Source organism: Streptomyces sp. NPDC003393 (assembly GCF_053589015.1).
On record NZ_JBSFRB010000030.1, the window covers coordinates 56,477 to 74,422 of the forward strand.

Annotated in this window: 15 protein-coding genes; 13 read left to right on the forward strand and 2 right to left on the reverse strand. The window is 73.8% G+C overall.

Annotated elements, in window-relative coordinates:
- Window positions 1-1,767 carry a PucR family transcriptional regulator gene (locus ACWDUZ_RS25850; protein ID WP_451634194.1) on the reverse strand — a complete coding sequence of 589 codons (1,767 nt, stop codon included), beginning with the start codon at window positions 1,765-1,767 and terminating at the stop codon, window positions 1-3.
- Between the two features lie 366 nt (window positions 1,768-2,133).
- Between ACWDUZ_RS25850 and ACWDUZ_RS25855 the strand changes: the two genes are divergently transcribed.
- The 5 genes from ACWDUZ_RS25855 to ACWDUZ_RS25875 all read left to right on the forward strand — a co-directional run bounded on the left by ACWDUZ_RS25855 (window position 2,134) and on the right by ACWDUZ_RS25875 (window position 8,877).
- Window positions 2,134-3,015: an FAD binding domain-containing protein gene (locus tag ACWDUZ_RS25855; protein ID WP_451634195.1), complete on the forward strand. Its 882-nt coding sequence runs from the start codon at window positions 2,134-2,136 to the stop codon at window positions 3,013-3,015.
- An 11-nt stretch (window positions 3,016-3,026) separates the two neighbouring features.
- Window positions 3,027-3,608, forward strand: a complete 582-nt coding sequence (locus ACWDUZ_RS25860; RefSeq protein ID WP_451634196.1) for a (2Fe-2S)-binding protein — start codon at window positions 3,027-3,029, stop codon at window positions 3,606-3,608.
- A gap of 1 nt (window position 3,609) precedes the next feature.
- Window positions 3,610-5,994 carry a xanthine dehydrogenase family protein molybdopterin-binding subunit gene (locus ACWDUZ_RS25865; protein WP_451634197.1) on the forward strand — a complete coding sequence of 795 codons (2,385 nt, stop codon included), beginning with the start codon at window positions 3,610-3,612 and terminating at the stop codon, window positions 5,992-5,994.
- Window positions 5,995-6,209: 215 nt separating this feature from the next.
- The gene (locus ACWDUZ_RS25870) at window positions 6,210-7,676 is read left to right on the forward strand and encodes an NCS2 family permease (protein ID WP_451634198.1); all 1,467 of its coding nucleotides are present in this window, start codon (window positions 6,210-6,212) and stop codon (window positions 7,674-7,676) included.
- 49 nt (window positions 7,677-7,725) lie between these two features.
- Window positions 7,726-8,877 carry an XdhC family protein gene (locus ACWDUZ_RS25875; protein ID WP_451634199.1) on the forward strand — a complete coding sequence of 384 codons (1,152 nt, stop codon included), beginning with the start codon at window positions 7,726-7,728 and terminating at the stop codon, window positions 8,875-8,877.
- A 138-nt stretch (window positions 8,878-9,015) separates the two neighbouring features.
- Here ACWDUZ_RS25875 and ACWDUZ_RS25880 read toward each other — a convergent pair whose 3' ends face one another.
- Entirely contained in the window at window positions 9,016-9,456 is a 441-nt protein-coding gene (locus ACWDUZ_RS25880; protein ID WP_451634200.1) for an SRPBCC family protein, read from the reverse strand.
- A gap of 79 nt (window positions 9,457-9,535) precedes the next feature.
- On the opposite strand from ACWDUZ_RS25880, the gene ACWDUZ_RS25885 reads away from it, so the two are divergent.
- The 8 genes from ACWDUZ_RS25885 to ACWDUZ_RS25920 all read left to right on the forward strand — a co-directional run bounded on the left by ACWDUZ_RS25885 (window position 9,536) and on the right by ACWDUZ_RS25920 (window position 17,926).
- Entirely contained in the window at window positions 9,536-10,057 is a 522-nt protein-coding gene (locus tag ACWDUZ_RS25885; RefSeq protein ID WP_451634201.1) for a GNAT family N-acetyltransferase, read from the forward strand.
- Window positions 10,058-10,157: 100 nt separating this feature from the next.
- Entirely contained in the window at window positions 10,158-11,120 is a 963-nt protein-coding gene (locus ACWDUZ_RS25890) for an NAD-dependent epimerase/dehydratase family protein (protein ID WP_451634202.1), read from the forward strand.
- A gap of 236 nt (window positions 11,121-11,356) precedes the next feature.
- Window positions 11,357-12,994, forward strand: a complete 1,638-nt coding sequence (locus ACWDUZ_RS25895; protein ID WP_451634203.1) for a carbamoyltransferase family protein — start codon at window positions 11,357-11,359, stop codon at window positions 12,992-12,994.
- Window positions 12,991-14,028: a glycosyltransferase gene (locus tag ACWDUZ_RS25900; RefSeq protein WP_451634204.1), complete on the forward strand. Its 1,038-nt coding sequence runs from the start codon at window positions 12,991-12,993 to the stop codon at window positions 14,026-14,028. Before ACWDUZ_RS25895 ends, ACWDUZ_RS25900 begins: the two co-directional genes overlap by 4 nt.
- Before the next feature lie 86 nt (window positions 14,029-14,114).
- Window positions 14,115-14,738, forward strand: coding sequence for a D-glycero-alpha-D-manno-heptose-1,7-bisphosphate 7-phosphatase (locus tag ACWDUZ_RS25905; protein WP_451634237.1), 624 nt, complete (start codon window positions 14,115-14,117; stop codon window positions 14,736-14,738).
- A 16-nt stretch (window positions 14,739-14,754) separates the two neighbouring features.
- Window positions 14,755-15,750, forward strand: a complete 996-nt coding sequence (locus tag ACWDUZ_RS25910; protein WP_451634205.1) for a glycosyltransferase family 9 protein — start codon at window positions 14,755-14,757, stop codon at window positions 15,748-15,750.
- Window positions 15,747-16,700, forward strand: a complete 954-nt coding sequence (locus ACWDUZ_RS25915) for a glycosyltransferase (protein ID WP_451634206.1) — start codon at window positions 15,747-15,749, stop codon at window positions 16,698-16,700. Before ACWDUZ_RS25910 ends, ACWDUZ_RS25915 begins: the two co-directional genes overlap by 4 nt.
- A complete protein-coding gene (locus ACWDUZ_RS25920; RefSeq protein WP_451634207.1) occupies window positions 16,697-17,926 on the forward strand; it encodes a glycosyltransferase in 1,230 nt (409 codons plus the stop codon). The genes ACWDUZ_RS25915 and ACWDUZ_RS25920 overlap by 4 nt, the downstream gene beginning before the upstream one ends.
- Window positions 17,927-17,946: the final 20 nt, after the last annotated feature.

The window sequence follows — 17,946 nt, forward strand, 5'->3', positions numbered from 1 at the left end:
TCAGCTCATGCGCAGGGCGAGGAAGAAGTCGAGCTTGTCCTCCAGGCGCGAAAGGTCACGTCCCGTCAACTGCTCGATCCGCCCGACCCGGTAACGCAGCGTGTTGACGTGCAGGTGGAGACGGGTCGCGCAGCGGGTCCAGGAGCCGTCGCAGTCGAGGAACGCCTCCAGGGTCGGGATCAGCTCGGCGCGGTGCCGGCGGTCGTAGTCCCTCAGCGGGTCCAGGAGACGGGCGGTGAAGGCGCGGCGCACGTCGTCGGGGACGAAGGGCAGCAGCAGGACGTGGGAGGCCAGTTCCTGGTGGCCGGCCGCGCAGACGCGTCCCGGGCGGGCCGCCGCGACCCGGCGGGCGTGCCGGGCCTCCTCCAACGCCCCGCGCAGCCCCTCGGCCGAGTGCACGGCCGCGCTGACGCCCAGGGTGAGCCGCCCGTCGCCGTCGAGACCGGCCGACAGCGGGTCCCGTACGGCCTCCAGGAGCGCGTCGGCGAGAATCCCGGACTCCGAGCCGTCGTGCTCACCGGAGACGGCGGGGAGCGGCACCAGGGCGATGGCCTCGCCGCCGGTGTGGGCGACAGCTATCCGGTCGGACGGCTCGGGTCCGGTGCTGTGCGGGTCCACCAGGATCTCCTCCAGCAGCGACTGGGCCACCGGACCGGAGTCGACGGTGCCGCCCGTGCCGCGCCCGCCGGACCCGTCGGCCGAGACCCCGGCGGGGCCGTCCGGCACGCCCGGCGCGTCGTCCCACTCGACGCGGGCCACCACGACCTGCCACTGCGGGGCCGCGCCGAGGCCGGGCAGCAGCACGGGCGCCGCGACCCGGAGCCGGGCGGCGATCTCGGCGGGCGGCGCGCCCGTCTGGACCAGCTCCAGGACCTCCTGGGCGAGCCGGCGGCGCACCGTGCGGGCCGCGTCCCTGCGGTCCCGTTCGACCGCGATCAGCTGGGTGACGCCATGCAGCAGGTCGAGCCGCTCCTCCGGCCAGTCGCCCGCGTCCGCCTCCACCGCCAGCAGCCACTCCGACAGCACCGTCTCGCGCACGTCGCGCGCGGCCTGCGGGGAGCGGCCGTCCTTGGCTTCCGCCGGGCGGTGCCCCCAGCTGCGGATGGGGAACAGGGAGTACGTCGTCCCGTCGAGCGTGACGCGGTGCGGGCCGCGCCGGCCGGTACGGCCGGCCGCCAGGTGCTCGGCGGCGAGCTTGGCGCACACGCCCGCGGACAGGGCGGGACCGGCCGCCTTGGGGCCGGCGATCAGCCGGCCGGCGGGGGAGAGCAGCCACGCCCGCAGATCCAGATCCGAGCCCAGCAGGTCCAGGACCACGTCCGGGCCGCCGCCGGCCGGCCCGGAGGTCATCATCCGGCGGTGCCGGTCCACCACGGCCGCGAGGTCCCCGGCCCGCTCGCCGGAGACCTGTCGTACGACGTGCTCGGTGATCGTCGCGAACGCGACCGACTCGTTCACCGCGAACAGCGGCAGCCGGTGCTGGGCGCAGGCCAGCACCAGGTCGTCGGGCACATCGCCCAGCTCGGCCTCGCCGGCGGCCAGCGCGGCGACGCCGGCCTGCACCAGGATCCGTACGAACGGCTCCGAGTCGGCCGGGCCGCGCCGCCAGGCCAGGCCGGTCAGCACCAGCTCACCGCCGGACAGATAGCGGCTGGGGTCGCGCAGATCGGTGGTCATCACGCCCCGGACGGTGCGGTCGAGCTCCTCCTCGCCGCCGAGCAGCTTCAGGCCCAGCGCATCGGTGTCCAGTAGTGCGCGCAGCCGCATTCTCGTCGCCGCCGTTCCTTGTCTCGAAAACTACGATGAATCCTGTGGGCGAGGGCCCGGCCGGTGCGGCCGGACGGCGGGTGGCGCCGACCCGGTGTGCGGCCGGACGGCAGCTCCGCCGCGGGCGGGACCGTGGCCTCTGTTTCCAGGGGAAACCAAGAGGTTGCCGATGGCCTCCGTTCATACGAATCTACAAGATGTCCGCGCTGGCCAGCCAAACCCTTCATGTTTTCGGTGACTGACTCCGGCGGAGCAGTCGACGGTGTACTGACCGCACTCCACGTGAACACAGAGGAACGAGCCTGGCCCGCCGCACACGGATTGGCTCGATCTGTACGACCCACGAGACGAAGAAGAGAGCCGGTCATGGACTTCCTTCGCCCCGCCAGTTGGGAGGAGGCGCTCGCCGCGAAGGCCGAGCACCCCACCGCTGTGCCGATTGCGGGTGGCACCGACGTGATGGTCGAGATCAACTTCGACCACCGACGGCCCGAGTACCTCCTCGACCTGAACCGCGTCGGCGACCTCTACGAGTGGGAGGTCGGCGAGGAGAACGTGCGGCTGGGCGCCTCGGTGCCCTACACCAGGATCATGGAAGACCTCCGTGCCGAGCTGCCCGGACTCGCGCTCGCCTCGCACACGGTCGCCTCCCCGCAGATCCGCAACCGCGGCGGTGTCGGCGGCAACCTCGGCACGGCCTCTCCGGCCGGCGACGCCCACCCCGCCCTGCTGGCGGCGGGCGCCGAGGTCGAGGTCGAGTCGGCGGCGCGCGGTTCCCGCCGGATCCCCATCGACGACTTCTACACCGGTGTGAAGCGCAACGCGCTGGAGCCCGACGAGCTGATCCGCGCCCTGCACATCAAGAAGGCCGACGGCCCGCAGCAGTACTCCAAGGTCGGCACCCGCAACGCCATGGTGATCGCGGTGTGCGCCTTCGGTCTCGCCCTGCACCCCGGGACCCGCACGGTCCGCACCGGCATCGGCTCGGCCGCCCCCACCCCCGTGCGCGCCCGCGCCGCCGAGGAGTTCCTGAACGCGGCCCTGGAAGAGGGCGGATTCTGGGACGACAAAAAGATCATCACCCCGTCGGTCGCCAGCCAGTTCGCCGAGCTGTGCTCCGCGGCCTGCAACCCGATCGACGACGTCCGGGGCACCGCGAGCTACCGCCGCCACGCGGTCGGCGTCATGGCCCGCCGGACGCTCACCTGGACCTGGGAGTCGTACCGCGGCACCCGCGACGCATCTTAGGGAGCTGCGTGATGCGCGTCAACTTCACCGTCAACGGACGCCCGCAGGAGGCCGACGACGTCTGGGAGGGCGAGTCCCTGCTGTACGTCCTGCGCGAGCGTCTGGGGCTGCCCGGCTCCAAGAACGCCTGCGAGCAGGGCGAGTGCGGCTCGTGCACGGTCCGCCTGGACGGCGTGCCGGTCTGCTCCTGCCTGGTCGCGGCCGGCCAGGTCGAGGGCCGCGAGGTCGTCACCGTCGAGGGCCTGGCGGAGTACGCCAAGCAGCGCGCGTGCGGCGCGGACGCCTGCGGCACGAAGAGCGCCTCGCTCGACGAGGCCAGGCGATGGAAGGCCGAGGGCACCGACTCGCAGACCGGCGAGGGCGCCGAACTCTCCCCCGTGCAGCAGGCGTTCATCGACGCCGGCGCCGTCCAGTGCGGCTTCTGCACCCCCGGTCTGCTGGTCGCCGCCGACGAGATGCTGGAGCGCAACCCGAACCCGACCGACGAGGACATCCGCGAGGCGCTGTCGGGCAACCTGTGCCGCTGCACGGGCTACGAGAAGATCATGGACGCGGTCCGTCTGGCGGCCGCCCGGCAGTCCGAGGGGGTCTGACATGCCGGCCAACGGCGCACCTACGAAGATCACACAAGGTTCGCGGACCAAGGGCGGCATCGGCGAGTCCACGCTCCGCCCGGACGGCACCCTCAAGGTCACCGGCGAGTTCGCGTACTCGTCCGACATGTGGCACGAGGACATGCTGTGGGGCCAGATCCTGCGCTCCACCGTCGCCCACGCCGAGATCGTCTCGATCGACACCTCCGAGGCGCTCGCCCTGGCCGGCGTCCACGCCGTCATGACGTACGACGACCTGCCGGCCGAGGTCACGCACTACGGCCTGGAGATCCGGGACACCCCGGTCCTGGCGCACGGCAAGGTCCGTCACCACGGCGAGCCGGTCGCGATCGTCGCCGCCGACCACCCGGAGACCGCGCGCCGCGCCGCCGCCAAGATCAAGGTGGAGTACCGGGAACTGCGCGTCATCACCGACGAGGCCTCCGCGACGGCCCCCGGCGCCGTCCTCGTCCACCAGAACCGCACCGACCACCACGCCGGCCATGTCCCGCACCCCAACATCGTGCACCGCCAGCCGATCGTCCGCGGCAACGCCGACGAGGCCGCGAGGCGCGCCGACTTCGTCGTCACGGGCGACTACGTCTTCGGGATGCAGGACCAGGCCTTCCTCGGCCCGGAGTCGGGCCTGGCGGTGCCGGAGGAGGACGGCGGCGTCCACCTCTACATCGCCACCCAGTGGCTCCACTCCGACCTGCGCCAGATCGCGCCCGTGCTCGGCCTGCCCGAGGACAAGGTGCGGATGACCCTGGCCGGCGTCGGCGGCGCATTCGGCGGCCGCGAGGATCTGTCCATGCAGATCCACGCCTGTCTGCTGGCGCTGCGCACCGGCAAGCCCGTCAAGATCGTCTACAACCGGTTCGAATCCTTCTTCGGACACGTCCACCGCCACCCGGCCCGGCTGCACTACGAGCACGGCGCCACCCAGGACGGCAGGCTCACCCACGTCAAGTGCCGCATCGTGCTGGACGGCGGCGCGTACGCCTCCGCCTCCCCGGCGGTGGTCGGCAACGCCGCGTCGCTGTCCATCGGCCCCTACGAGGTCGACGACGTCGAGATCGAGGCGCTCGCGCTCTACAGCAACAACCCGCCCTGCGGCGCCATGCGCGGCTTCGGTGCGGTCCAGGCGTGCTTCGCCTACGAGGCGCAGATGGACAAGCTCGCCGACGCCGTCGGCATGGACCGGGTGGAGTTCCGGCAGCTCAACGCCATGAGCCAGGGCACGGTCATGCCGACCGGGCAGGTCGTCGACTCCCCGGCCCCGGTCGCCGAACTCCTGCGCCGCGTCAAGGCGATGCCCATGCCGCCCGAGCGCCAGTGGGAGAGCTCCGAGGGCCCCGACGTGCGGCAGCTGCCGGGCGGTCTGTCCAACACCACGCACGGCGAGAGCGTCGTACGGGGCGTCGGCTACGCGGTCGGCATCAAGAACGTCGGTTTCTCCGAGGGCTTCGACGACTACTCCACCGCCCGGGTGCGCATGGAGGTCGTCGGCGGCGAGCCCGTCGCCACCGTGCACACGGCCATGGCCGAGGTCGGCCAGGGCGGTGTCACCGTCCACGCGCAGATCGCCCGCACCGAACTGGGCGTCGCGCAGGTGACCATCCACCCCGCCGACACCCAGGTGGGATCGGCCGGTTCGACCTCCGCCTCCCGCCAGACGTACGTCACCGGCGGCGCCGTGAAGAACGCCTGCGAACTCGTCCGCGAGCGGGTGCTGGAGATCGGCCGCCGCAAGTTCGGCTCCTACCACCCCGCCTGGGCCACCGCCGAACTGCTCCTGGAGGGCGGCAAGGTCGTCACCGACGGCGGCGAGGTCCTCGCCGGCCTGGTGGACGTCCTGGAGGGCGAGGCCGTGGAGGTCGAGGAGGAGTGGCGGCACCGGCCGACCGAGCCGTTCGACCTGCGCACCGGCCAGGGCGACGGCCACGTGCAGTACTCCTTCGCCGCGCACCGCGCCGTCGTCGAGGTGGACACCGAACTCGGCCTGGTGAAGGTGGTCGAACTGGCCTGCGCCCAGGACGTCGGCAAGGCGCTGAACCCGCTCTCCGTCGTCGGGCAGATCCAGGGCGGCACCACCCAGGGCCTGGGCATCGCCGTCATGGAGGAGATCATCGTCGACCCGCGGACGGCGAAGGTCCGCAACCCCTCCTTCACGGACTACCTGCTCCCCACCATCCTCGACACGCCGACCATCCCGGTCGACGTGCTCGAACTCGCCGACGAGCACGCCCCGTACGGGCTGCGCGGCATCGGCGAGGCCCCCACCCTGTCGTCCACGCCGGCCGTCCTCGCGGCGATCCGGGACGCGACCGGGCTGGAACTCCCGCGCACACCCGTCCGGCCGGAGCACCTCACCGGCACGGTGTGAGCGAGGAACCGCGAAACCCTCCGGGCGGCGCACGGAACATCACACTCCGCCCGCCGCCCGGAGCACTCCCCACTCTTCGAGCTCCGCTCCGCTCGCGGTCTTGAAGTACCAGCAGTGAGGTTCGTCTCGGGCCGTCCCCCGGGTCGTCCATTCCCCAATCCCGTGACCGGAGGGTTTCCACACGGGTGTCCCTATGAACCTTGGGAGATGGCCCCATGACCCAGCAGTCAGTGGAGCCGAGGACCACCGCCGAAGACGCGGGCGCGGGCAGCCGCGTCCCGGCGGGACGGTCCTGGCTCGACCGGTACTTCCACATATCCCAGCGGGGATCCACCGTCGCGCGTGAAGTGCGCGGTGGCGTCACCACCTTCATGGCGATGGCGTACATCCTGCTGCTCAACCCCGTCATCCTGTCCGGCAAGGACGTGGCGGGGGACACCCTGGGCCAGAAGGCCCTGATCACCGCGACCGCGCTCGGCGCGGCGTTCACCACCCTGCTCATGGGGATCGCCGGCAAGGTGCCGCTCGCCCTGGCCGCCGGCCTGTCCGTGTCGGGTGTCATCGCCACCCAGGTCGCACCCCAGATGACGTGGCCCCAGGCCATGGGCATGTGCGTGGCCTACGGTGCCGTGATCATGCTGCTGGTCGTCACCGGCCTCCGCGAGATGATCATGAACGCGATCCCGCTGCCGCTCAAGCACGGCATCACCATGGGCATCGGCCTGTTCATCGCCTTCATCGGGCTGGTCAAGTCCGGCTTCGTCGGCCGCAATCCGTCCCCCGGCGGCGGGCCCGTCATCCTCGGCCCCGGCGGGGAGCTGTCCGGCTGGCCGGTCCTCCTCTTCGCCGGTACCCTCCTGCTGATCTTCGCCCTCCAGGCCCGCGACGTCCCCGGCGCCATCCTCATCGGCATCGTGGGCGGCACCGTCGTCGCGGCGATCCTGAACGCCGCCGGTGTCATCGACGCCGAGCAGTGGGTGAACGGCGCCCCCGAACTGCACGGCAGCCCCGTGTCGATGCCCGACTTCTCGCTCCTGGGCCATGTGTCGTTCAGCGGCTGGGGCGACGTGGGCGTCATGACGATCACGGTGATCGTCTTCACCCTGGTCCTCGCCGGGTTCTTCGACGCCATGGCCACCATCATCGGTGTCGGCACCGAGGCGAACCTCGCCGACGACCAGGGCCGTATGCCGGGCCTGTCCAAGGCCCTGTTCATCGACGGCGCCGGCGGTGTCGTCGGCGGTGTGGTCGGCGGCTCCGGTCAGTCCGTCTTCGTCGAGTCCGCGACGGGCGTCGGGGAAGGCGCCCGCACGGGCTTCTCCTCCGTCGTCACGGGCCTGTTCTTCGCGGCCTGTCTGTTCTTCACCCCGATCACCGCGATCGTCCCGTCCGAGGTCGCCTCCGCGGCCCTCGTCGTGATCGGCGCGATGATGATGATGAACGCCCGGCACGTCGACTGGGGCGACCGCGCCACGGCCGTCCCCGTCTTCCTGACCGTGGTGATCATGCCGTTCACGTACTCCATCACGCCCGGTGTCGCCGCCGGCGTGGTCTCGTACACGATCATCGAGATCGCTCAGGGCAAGGCCCGGGAGATCGGCGCCTTCATGTGGGGGCTGTCGGTGATCTTCCTCGTCTACTTCGCCCTGAACCCCGTCGAGAGCTGGCTGGGCGTGCACTGACCCGCCCTGCAACTCCCTTCGTACCGACGCTGCTCAAGGAGACCGACAGATGCTGGACATCGCCGAGGAGCTGAACCGGTGGGTCGAGCAGGGCCGTGACTTCGCCGTGGCCACGGTGGTCGCGGTCGGCGGCAGCGCGCCCCGGCAACCGGGCGCGGCCCTCGCCGTCGACAGCGAGGGAACGGCGGCCGGCTCGGTCTCCGGCGGCTGTGTGGAGGGAGCGGTCTACGAGCTGTGCCAACGGGCGCTGGAGGACGGCGAGTCCGTCCTGGAGAGCTTCGGGTACAGCGACGAGGACGCCTTCGCCGTCGGCCTGACCTGCGGCGGCGTCATCGACATCCTGGTCGCGCCGGTACGGGCGGGCTCTCCGGCCCGGCCGGTGCTCGCGGCCGCACTGGCCGCCGCCGCCCGGGGGGAGGCGGCGGCCGTGGCGCGGATCGTGTCCGGACCGCCCGAACTCATGGGCCGCGCCCTGCTGGTGGGCCCCGACGGCTCCCACGAGGGCGGCTTCGGCGCCCATCCGGAACTCGACCGCACCGTGGCCGCGGAGACGTCCGCGTTCCTGGACGCCGGCCGCACCGGCACCCTGGAGATCGGCGAGCAGGGTTCCCGCTGCGGTGCACCGCTCACCGTGCTCGTCGAGTCCTCGGTGCCGCCGCCCCGGATGATCGTCTTCGGTGCGATCGACTTCGCCTCGGCACTGGTGCGCACCGGCAAGTTCCTCGGCTACCACGTCACGGTGTGCGACGCCCGGCCCGTCTTCGCCACCCGGGCGCGCTTCCCGGAGGCCGACGAGATCGTCGTCGAGTGGCCGCACCGGTACCTGAAGCACACGGACGTGGACGGCCGTACGGTCCTCTGCGTCCTGACCCACGACGCGAAGTTCGACGTTCCCCTGCTCGAACTGGCGTTGCGGCTGCCGGTGGCGTACGTCGGCGCGATGGGCTCCCGCCGCACCCACCTCGACCGCAACGAACGCCTGCGGGAGGCCGGCGTCACCGAGCTGGAGCTGGCCCGGCTCAGGTCCCCGATCGGCCTGGACCTCGGCGCCCGCACCCCCGAGGAGACGGCCCTGTCCATCGCGGCGGAGATCGTCGCCGCCCGGCGCGGCGGCAGCGGCGTCCCGCTCACCGGCGCCCGCACCCCGATCCACCACGACCGGACAGCGTCCCCGGCGGACCGGATCGGCTCCGTGGCCTGAGACGCTCCGCACCCCCCGGTGCACGGACCGCCGCGGCGACGGGCGACTCGGGTGCACGGGCCGCCGCTGCGACGGGCGACTCGGGTGCACGGGCCGCCGCTCTGACGGACCACCCGGGTGCACGGGCCGCCACGGCTGTCACGTCTGCCGCAGCAGCTTGTTCACCGTACGTCCGAAGACCGTGCGCGCCGACCGTTCCAGGAGCGGATCGAAGACGGACGGGAGGAAGCGCACCCGCAGCTCCTCCCGCCACAGCACCCGGGCACGGCCGCCGGGTCCCGGACGGACCTCGAGCTCCGCCCAGCCCCGGATCAGCCGGCCCCGCTTCTCCAGCCGGCACCGGCCGGGCTCGGCACCGGCCGGCGGCTGCCACACCGTCACCTCCATGCGGTCGTCGAAACCGAGCGGACCGAACCCCGAACGGGCCACGAGCCGCGTGCCCTCACGGGTCGGTCCGGGGGTGACCACGGTGACGCGGGTCAGCGGGACCCCGTCGCCGTGGCGGTGCCATCGCGTGAGCCGCCGCCAGGCCTCGTCGAGGGGGAGCGGTGCCGTACGTTCGAGGAAGAAGTCGACCACGCGATGATCGTAGGCAACCGGAGCCCCGCACCGGCAGGTTCGTGCGGCGGTCCACTCGGCCGGCCGTATGCTCGCGGCCATGCTGATCCTCCAGCGGCTGCGGCCCGACCACGCGGATGCCCTGCTGGCCTTCGAACGGGAGAACCGGAGGTACTTCGCCCGTTTCGTCCCCGACCGCGGCGACGCGTACTTCGCGGACTTCGCCGCCTACCTGCGGGCCCGGCTCGCCGAACAGGACGCCGGTGTCTGCCACTTCCACGTCGCCGTGGACGAACGGGGCGTGCTGCTGGGCCGCGTCAATCTCGTCGACGTCGCCGACGGGTCGGCCGAGCTCGGCTACCGGATCGGTGAGCACGCGGCCGGCCGTGGCGTCGCGACGGCCGCCGTGCGGGAGGTGTGCCGCCTGGCCGCCGGGACGTACGGGCTGCACACGCTCACCGCGGTCACCAGCCTCGGCAACCGGGCCTCCATGACCGTGCTCACCCGCAACGGGTTCGTTCCCGTGGGAGGGACGACCGTGCCCGGCGGGCTGCCGGGGATGGGCTACCGGCGCGACCTCACCACCGAGCGGACGCGGGACGCGGTGGAGTCGAACAAGTAGTCGATGTGCGTCCGTCGGCCGGTGGGGGCCGATGTGTGTCCGTAGGGCCACGGGGTTACTCAGCCGACACGCGAGTGATGGCGAGAGGGAGGAGAGCCCCGTGAGCGGACGCGACTGGCGCCGGGCGCTGGTGACCGGGGGAGCCGGCTTCGTGGGATCCCATCTGTGTGCGCGGCTGCTGGACGCCGGCACCGGTGTGCTGTGCCTGGACGACCTGTCCACCGGCGCCCACGCGAACATCGCCGAGCTGGAGCGGCGGCGCGGCTTCCGCTTCGTCCGCGCGGACGCCACCGACCCCGGCGCCCTGCGCGGCCTGCCCGGCCGCTTCGACCTGGTGCTGCACTTCGCCTGCCCGGCCTCGCCCGCCGACTATCTGCGGCTGCCGTTGCAGACCCTCGACGCCGGCAGCATCGGCACCCGCAACGCCCTGGAGCGCGCCCGCGCCGACGGCGCCCGCTTCCTGCTCGCCTCCACCTCCGAGGTCTACGGCGACCCGCTGGAGCACCCGCAGCGCGAGAGCTACTGGGGCAACGTCAACCCGGTCGGCCCGCGCAGCGTCTACGACGAGTCCAAGCGCTTCGCCGAGGCGCTGGTCACCGCGCACCGGGCGGCCCGCGGCACCGACGCCGCCATCGTCCGCATCTTCAACACCTACGGCCCTCGGATGCGCACCGGCGACGGCCGTGCCGTACCCACCTTCATCACCCAGGCGCTGGACGGCGCGCCCCTCACCGTCGCCGGGGACGGCAGCCAGACCCGGTCGCTGTGCTACATCGACGACACGGTGGACGGCATCCTCGCGCTCGCCGCCGCCGCGGAGACCGGCCCGGTGAACATCGGTGGCGGCGACGAGATCACCGTGCTGGAACTGGCCCGGCGGATCGTGGAGCTCACCGGCTCCGCCTCCCGCATCCGGTTCGTCGACCGGCCCGTCGACGACCCCGGCCGGCGCCGGCCCGACACCCGGCTCGCCCGGGAGCGGCTCGGCTGGCAGCCGCGCGTGCCCTGGAGCGCGGGGCTGGAACGCACCATCGGCTGGTTCGCGCGGGCGGCCGCCGCCTGAACCGCCGCGTCACCGGTAGACCGCGGTGTCCCGAACCGTACCGCGCCGTCCCGGCCCGCCGTCGTCACGCTGTGCACGCGAAGGATTGCATATCGCGAAAATCCGGCTTTTCCCGGCATCAGTTGACTTCATGTGTTTGAGACAGCTGGGTCGCGGCACCCAGAACCCCGAAGTGCACGGCGCCACCGAGCGGTCCCACCCGCTGAAACATCGCCGAACGGGACGGAGCCCACCCCATGCGCATCCTTGGTGTCAACGCCCTGTTCCACGACCCGGCCGCCGCCCTCGTCGTCGACGGCCGCACGGTCGCGGCCGCCGAGGAGGAGCGCTTCAGCCGACGCAAGCACGGCAAACGCCCGGTGCCGTTCTCCGCGTGGGAACTGCCGGAACTCTCCGCCCGCTGGTGCCTGGAGCAGTCGGGCGTCCGGCCCGGCGAACTGGACGCCGTCACCTACTCCTTCGACCCCGCCCTGGCCCGCCCGGCCGCCGACATGGGTTTGTTCGACCCCTGGGACCCGCTGCGCCTGGAGTACGCGCGCCGGGCCCCCGAGTTCCTCGCCGAGGCACTGCCCGGGCTCGACCCCGCCAAGGTGGTCTTCGTCCCGCACCACATCGCGCACGCCGCCTCCGCCGGGCCCGCCTCCCCGCACCCCGACAGTGCCGTCCTCGTCCTCGACGGCCGCGGCGAGGCCGCCTCCCACCTCGTCGGCCGCTTCCAGGACGGCAAGCTCGACACGCTCGCCGCGCAGGCCCTGCCCGACTCCCTGGGCCTGGTCTACGAGGAGCTCACCGCCCACCTCGGCTTCCTGCGCAGCAGCGACGAGTACAAGGTCATGGCGCTGGCCTCCTACGGCAAGCCCCGCTTCCTGCCCCGGCTGCGCCCGCACGTCCACGCCGACGGCGACGGCGGCTTCCGCGCCCACGGCGTCGACTGGGCCGCCCTCGCCCCGCCGCGCGCCCCGCACGAGCCCTGGACCCAGGAACACGCCGACCTCGCCGCCAGCGGCCAGGCGGTCCTGGAGGAGGTGCTCCTCGAACTCGTGCACTGGCTGTACGGCGAGGCGGGCGGCGACGCGCTCACCATGGCCGGCGGGGTCGCCCTCAACTGCGTGGCCAACGCGGTGATCGCCGCACGGGGCCCCTACCGGCACCTGTGGGTCCAGCCGGCCGCCGGGGACGCCGGCACCGCGCTCGGCGGCGCCCTCTACCTGGCCGCGAGCGAAGGCGAGGTCCTCGCCCCCATGCCCGGCGCCGACCTCGGACGGAGCTGGAGCGACGAGGAGCTGCGCGGATGGCTGGAGCAGGCCGGGGTGCCCTACGAGCGGCCCGGAGACATCGCCGAGACGGTCGCCGAGGAACTGGCCCGCGACGGCATCGTCGCCTGGTTCCAGGGGCGCAGCGAGTACGGCCCGCGCGCCCTCGGCCACCGCTCCCTGCTCGCCCACCCGGGCCGCCCGGAGAACCTGGAGCGGCTCAACCGGGTCAAGGGCCGCGAGGAGTTCCGGCCCGTCGCGCCCATGGTGCTCGCCGAACGCGCCCACGAACTCTTCCGAGGGCCGCTGCCGAGCCCGTACATGCTCTTCGTGCACGACGTCCACCGCGACTGGCGCGACCGCGTCCCCGCCGTGGTGCACGTCGACGGCACCGCCCGCATCCAGACCGTCGACGAGCGGCAGGAACCGCTGGTCGCCCGGATGCTGCGCGGCTTCGAGCGGCGCACCGGACTGCCCGTCGTCGTCAACACCAGCCTCAACACCGCCGGCCGGCCCATGGTCGACGACCCGCGCGACGCGCTGGAGTGCTTCGGCTCCGCGCCCGTCGACCTGCTGGCGATCGGCCCGTACGCGGTGCGCAGGGCAAGGGCGTACGCGTGAGCCGCCGCGACGCCACGGCCGGTCCCCGCGCCACCGGACCCGCCTACGCCGTGGTGGTCCCCACCCTGGCGCGAGAGACCCTGGCCGACTGCCTGGCCGCGCTGGCCGCCGCGCACGGCCCCCAGCCGGACGAGATCGTGCTGGTCGACGACCGGCCAAATGCCGAACCCGGGGCCCTGGAGCACCCGTTGAGCGTACTCGGCGACCTGAGCGCCCGGACCACCGTGCTCACCAGCGGCGGCCGGGGACCCGCGGCGGCCCGCAACACCGGGCTGCGCGCGGTCACCACGCCCTGGGTGGCCTTCCTCGACGACGACGTGCAGGTCGGCCCACACTGGTGCGACCAACTGGTCCAGGACCTGGCCGAGGCGAATCCGGACACCGCGGCCGTCCAGGGCGTGATCGCCGTCCCCCTGCCCGGGGAGCGCCGGCCCACCGACTGGGAACGGGGCACCGCCGCTCTCGCGCGGGCCCGCTGGATCACCGCCGACATGGCCTACCGCACGGACGCCCTCAAGCAGGTCGCCGGCTTCGACGAACGCTTCCGGCGCGCCTTCCGCGAGGACGCCGACCTGGCGCTGCGCGTCCTCGACGCGGGCTGGCGCATCCGCCAGGGCCGCCGCACCACCCGCCACCCCGTCCGTCCCGCCGACCGCTGGGTGTCGCTGCGCGCCCAACGCGGCAACGCCGACGACGCGCTGATGCTGCGTCTGCACGGCCCCGACTGGTGGCACAAGGCGGTCGCCCCGCGCGGACGCATCCGCTCCCACCTCGCCGTCACCGCGGCGGGCGTGGCCGCCTGCGCGCTGGCCGCGTCCGGGCGGCGACGGGCCGCCGCCGTCGCCGCGCTCGGCTGGGCGGCGGGCACCGCGGAGTTCGCCTGGGCGCGGATCGCGCCCGGCCCGCGCACCCGGTACGAGGTGACCACCATGGCCGTCACCAGTGTTCTCATCCCGCCCGCCGCGAGCTGGCACTGGCTGAGCGGGATGTGGCGCCACCGGGCGGCCCGCGCCTGGCAGGGGGTTGCCCCGTGAACCCGATCAGGTGGGCGGACCCGATCAGGCCGGTGCACCCGGTCAGGCCGGTGGACGCGGTCAGGTCCGGGCAGCCGGACAGAGCCGTGCACGCGGTCAGGGCCGTGCTGTTCGACCGCGACGGCACCCTCGTCGAGGACGTCCCCTACAACGGCGACCCGGAACGGGTCCGCCCGGTCGAGGGCGCCCGCGAGGCGGTGGAGCTGCTGCGCGTCAACGGCATCGGAACCGGTGTCGTCACCAACCAGTCCGGCGTGGCCCGTGGGCTGATCGCCACCGCGGACGTCCGCCGCGTCGACCAGCGCGTAGACGAACTCCTCGGCCCCTTCGACACGTGGGCCGTCTGCCCGCACGGCCCCGACGACGGCTGCCCCTGCCGCAAGCCGCGGCCGGGCCTGATCCTCCGGGCGGCCGGGCGGATGGGCACCCCGCCCGGCACCGTCGCCGTGATCGGCGACATCGGCGCCGACATGGAGGCCGCCCGCCGCGCGGGCGCCCACGGCATCCTCGTCCCCACCCCGGTCACCCGCCCCCAGGAGACGGCCGCCGCCGACCATGTGGCCCCGGACCTGCTGACGGCGGTGCACGCCGTGCTCACCGGTCCGCCGTGGGGCCGCGACCTGGCCGGCCAACGCCCCGCCGAGGCCGCCCACGCCGCCACCGGCCCCGGACGCCCTGCGTCCCGACGAGCCGGACGGAGGCCGCGATGAGGACCCGGAGGCCACGATGAAGGCTCTGGTCACCCGACTCGACAGCTTCGGCGACGTGCTGCTCGCCGGGCCCGCCGTCCGCGCCGTGGCCGCCCGCGCCGAACAGGTCACCCTCCTGTGCGGGCCGCGCGGCGAACCCGCCGCCCGGCTGCTGCCCGGCGTCGACGAGATCCTCGTCTGGGACGCGCCCTGGGCCTCCTTCGAGCCGCCGCCCGTCGACCGCGCCGAGACCGACAAGGTGCTCGACACCCTCGCCTCCCTCGACGCAGACACCGCCCTCGTGCTGACGTCCCATCACCAGTCCCCGCTGCCCACCGCGCTGCTGCTGCGCCTGGCCGGCGTACCGCACATCGCCGCGGACAGCGTGGACTACCCCGGCTCCCTGCTCGACGTACGCCACCGGCGCGCCCCGCACGCCCATGAGGCCGAGGCCGCGCTCGACCTCGCGGGCGCCGCAGGCTTCCCGCGCGCCGACGAAGGACGGCTCCGGGTGCTGCCCCCGCCGGACACCACGGGGCTGACCGGCCCCGAGCCGTACGTCGTACTGCACCCGGGCGCCAGCGTGCCCGCACGCGCCTGGAGCCCGGAGCGCTGCGCGCAGGCCGTGCGCGAACTGGCCACGGCCGGACACCGGGTGGTGGTCACCGGCGGCCCGGGGGAGAAGGACCTGACCTCGCAGGTGGCCGGCGGGCACGGGCTCGACCTCGGCGGCCGCACCGGAGCCGCCGAACTCTCCGGCGTCCTGGCGGGCGCGGACGCGGTCGTCACCGGCAACACCGGCCCCGCGCACCTGGCCGCCGCCGTCGGCACCCCCGTCGTCTCCCTGTTCGCGCCGGTCGTGCCCGCCGAGCGCTGGCGGCCCCACGGAGTGCCGTACGTGCTGCTCGGCAACCAGGACGCGCCCTGCGCCGGCAGCCGCGCCCGGACCTGCCCGGTGCCCGGACACCCCTGCCTGGAGTCGGTGACCGCGCACGACGTGCTCGTCGCCGTGGAGAAGGTGATGACGACATGAGGATCCTCATCTGGCACGTGCACGGCTCCTGGACCACCGCGTTCGTCCAGGGCCCGCACACCTACCTCGTGCCCGTCACTCCCGGCCGGGGACCCGACGGCCTGGGCCGCGCCCGCACCTTCGACTGGCCCGAGTCGGTGATCGAGCTCCCGCCGGAGCGACTGCGGGACGCCGACGTCGACCTCGTCGTCCTGCAACGCCCGCACGAGTACGACCTGGTACGGCGCTGGCTGGGGCGCCGCCCGCCGATGGTGTACCTGGAGCACAACGCCCCCCACGGGGACGTCCCCGACACCCGGCATCCCGTCGCCGAGCTGCCCCGTGACGTGCCGCTCGTGCACGTCACCCACTTCAACCGGCTGATGTGGGACGCCGCGGGCGCCGAGACCGCCGTCATCGAGCACGGCATCGTCGACCCCGGCCCGCTGTGGACCGGGGAGCTGCCGCACGCGGCGGTCGTCGTCAACGAGCCCGTCCGGCGCGGCCGTACGACCGGCACCGACCTGCTGCCCGCCTTCGCGCGGGCTGCCCCGCTGGACGTCTTCGGCATGGGCACCGACGGGCTCGCCGGCCGGCTCGGCCTGCCGCCGGGGCGCTGCCGTTCGCACGAGCTGGTCCAGCGCGAGCTCCACCTGGCCATGGCCCGGCGCCGCCTGTACCTCCACCCGGTCCGCTGGACCTCTCTCGGGCTGTCCCTGCTGGAGGCGATGCACCTCGGGATGCCGGTGGTCGCCCTGGCCACCACCGAGGTCACCGAGGCGGTGCCGCCGGGCGCCGGCGTGGTCTCCAACCGGATCGACGTACTGATCGACACCGTACGGGAGTTCGTCGCCGACCCGGCGCACGCCCGCGCGGTCGGCGAACGGGCGCGGACCGCCGCGCTCGCCCGCTACGGGCTGACCCGCTTCCTGGACGACTGGGAGCGGCTGCTGAAGGAGGTGACCCGATGAGGATCGCCATGGTGTCCGAGCACGCGAGCCCGCTCGCCGAGCTCGGCGGGGTCGACGCCGGCGGCCAGAACGTGTACGTCGCCCGGCTCACCGAGGAACTGGCGCGCCGCGGACACGACGTCACGGTCTACACCCGGCGCGACGACCCCGGCCTGCCCGACCGGGTGCCGCTGCCCGGCGGCGCCGTGGTCGAGCACGTACCGGCCGGACCACCCGCGTCCCTGCCCAAGGACGCCCTGTTCGAGCACATGCCGTCCTTCGGCGCGTACCTCGCGCGCGTCTGGCGCCGACGGCGGCCCGACGTGGTGCACGCCCACTTCTGGATGTCCGGCATGGCCTCCCTGCTCGGCGCCGGCCCGCACGGCGTCCCCGTCGTGCAGACCTTCCACGCCCTCGGCACCGTCAAGCGCCGCCACCAGGGCCGCGCCGACACCAGCCCGGCCGAACGCGTCGGCGTCGAGCGGCAGATCGGCCGCGCCTGCGAACGCGTCCTGGCCACCTGCACCGACGAGGTCCACGAACTCGCCGACATGGGCATATCCCCGCGCCGGGTGTCCGTCGTGCCCTGCGGTGTCGACGCCGCCCACTTCCACCCCGGCGCCGATCCCGCCACCGCCCCCGCGCCCGTCCGCGCCCAGCGCCACCGGCTGCTCGCCTGCGGCCGGCTGGTCCCCCGCAAGGGCTACGACCTGGCGATCCGCGCCCTCACCCGGATCCCGCACACCGAACTCCTCGTCGCCGGCGGCCCGCCGGCCGAACTGCTGCACACCGAACCGGAGGCCGAACGGCTGCTGAAACTCGCCGTGGCCGAGGGCGTCGCCGACCGGGTACGGCTGCTCGGCGCCGTCGACCCGGCCGCCATGCCCGCGCTGATGCGCGGCGCCGACCTGGTGCTGTGCACACCGGTGTACGAGCCGTTCGGGATCGTGCCGCTGGAGGCGATGGCGTGCGCGGTGCCCGTTCTCGCCACGGACGTCGGCGGCCACCGCGACTCGGTGGCCGACGGGCGCACCGGCCGGCTGGTCAGGGCGGGCGATCCCGTCGCCGTCGCCGCCGCGGCCCGTGAACTGCTCGGCGGCGACCGGCTGCGCCTGCGCTACGGAACGGCCGGCCGGGAACGCGTCCTGGCCCGCTTCACCTGGCGGCGCGTCGCCGACGGCGCGGAACAGGTCTACCGGCGGGCCACGGGCGCCGCCGAGGGCGCACTGGACTCGGAGGTGGCGTGATGGCCACCGACTTCCCGGAG